This is a genomic window from Streptomyces sp. BE20 (assembly GCF_036322525.1).
Lineage (GTDB): Bacteria > Actinomycetota > Actinomycetes > Streptomycetales > Streptomycetaceae > Kitasatospora.
On sequence record NZ_JAQYWW010000112.1, the window covers coordinates 1 to 1,709 of the forward strand.

The 1,709-nt window shown below is 71.4% G+C and carries 2 protein-coding genes; one reads left to right on the top strand and one right to left on the bottom strand.

The features are described 5' to 3' along the window. On the bottom strand, window positions 1-285 hold a 285-nt coding region (locus PUR61_RS00545), incomplete at its 3' end, for a VOC family protein (RefSeq protein WP_329874466.1). A gap of 433 nt (window positions 286-718) precedes the next feature. On the opposite strand from PUR61_RS00545, the gene PUR61_RS00550 reads away from it, so the two are divergent. Continuing rightward, on the top strand, window positions 719-1,357 hold the full coding sequence (locus tag PUR61_RS00550) for a hypothetical protein (protein ID WP_329874468.1): 639 nt from the start codon (window positions 719-721) through the stop codon (window positions 1,355-1,357). Window positions 1,358-1,709 lie beyond the last annotated feature (352 nt).

The following is a 1,709-nucleotide window of genomic DNA, read 5'->3' on the forward strand; positions in this document are numbered from 1 at the left end:
GGCGCGGATGGATCCGCCGACGTCGCGCACCCCTTCCTTGACGGTTGCTCCCGCGGTGACGAGTTGCTGCAGGGCCGTGTCGGCGTCGGCGACGCCCCAGTAGGTCACGGGGCCGTCGGCGGGGTCGGCACGCGGGCTCAGGGCCAGCTCGTAGCCGCCGACGTCGTAGCCGACGTAGAACGGCTCGTCGAAGTAGGGCTCCACACCGAGGACCGAGGTCCACCACGCCTTGCCGGCGGCGAGGTCGGGCGCCGGATACACCACCACTCGTACACCCAGGAACATGGGCAACCAGCCTCTCAACATGCGAACAACGGTTTGATCAGGGTAGCCGTCGTCCTATTTCCCGTCGGGTCGGCGCGGTCCTGCTGCCACTGCGGCCGCGAACCGGCGCGGCCAGGTCCCCGCGACCTCCTCGCGCGGGCTGGTCGCCGCCCCGGCCCGCGGACTCTCCGGTGCCTTTGGTGCTCTCGGTGCCGCCGGGGCGTCGTACGGACGTACACCCCCGGTGGTCTTCAAGCTTGCCGAGTCCGCCCAGAACCGGTGGCGCGCGGTGAACGGACCCACCTCGTCGCGCTCCTCCGGGCCGGTGCCCGCTCCGAACGCGGCCGGCCCGTCGAACGCCCGGAACCTCGGAGCATGACCAGCCTCGACCGATCCACGGGACCTGTCCGACAATGGCTCCCTGCCGGCTTCCTCGACAGACAGGTGGGCAACCGTGAGCGAGTCGCACCCGCTCCTGACGTTCTTCACGGCCGCAGCCGATGGCTGCTTCCCGCCGGCCGACGGACAGGTGACGGTGTTACCGCCCCTGGCGGGGGGCCTTGAGTGCTCGGTCGCCTTCACCGGCCACGCCGTCATCGCCACCGCCTTGACCAGCCGGGCCGTACACGCCCAAAAACCAGACGGGTTCGGTGCATCGCTCGCGCCGGACTTCCTGCGGCACCTGGCCGGCCCGAAGGGCTGGATCGACGTCACCGACGCGACGCTCACGGCCCGCGGCACGGGCGGCCCGCCGCGCCTGGCAGAGCTGACCGGTGCAGATGACCACCCGCGCGTCCGCCATGCCCGGGAACTGCGGACGAACGTCAAGGTCCACGGCGACGAACGCGGCCTCGTCACCCTGTCCGACGGCCTCGCCGGGCGACGCGAACTGAGTATCGAACTCCACAACGTCCAGGACGGCAGCCAAGGACACGGACGGTCGCTCCTCGCCGACGCGCTCTCCCTCGTTCCGGAAGCCCACCCGGTCTTCGCCGCCGTTTCTCCCGGCAACGCCCGCTCGCTACGCGCCTTCCTCGCCTGCGGCTTCACACCCATAGGCAGCGAGGTCCTGCTGCGTCCCGAACGGGGATAGCCAAGCGCGCTGCCAGGAGCAAGGGCTCGAACCGCCCGCCTCTGCCAACGATCCACAAGTACTGACATGTGCTCGCGATTGCGCGGCAATCACCGGCCCGGCCTGTGGCGCTGCGGCCGTCCCGGAGGAACCGCACCCGGTCGCCGCGGTGAAGTCGCCGTCGCCGTCGGTCGGGGCGGGCAGGGTCGGGTTGGTGTCGCCTGCCGCCACCCGGGGCGGTGGGCAACGACCGCGAGGGGGCCCGCAGGACTCGCGGGCTTCCGGCCGCCTGTGGTTCCTGCGGCCACGGTCCGGCGAGGGTCCTGAGGGGTCCTCGCCTGGTGGGTCGTCAGGATCCTTCGTGTGGGACGTA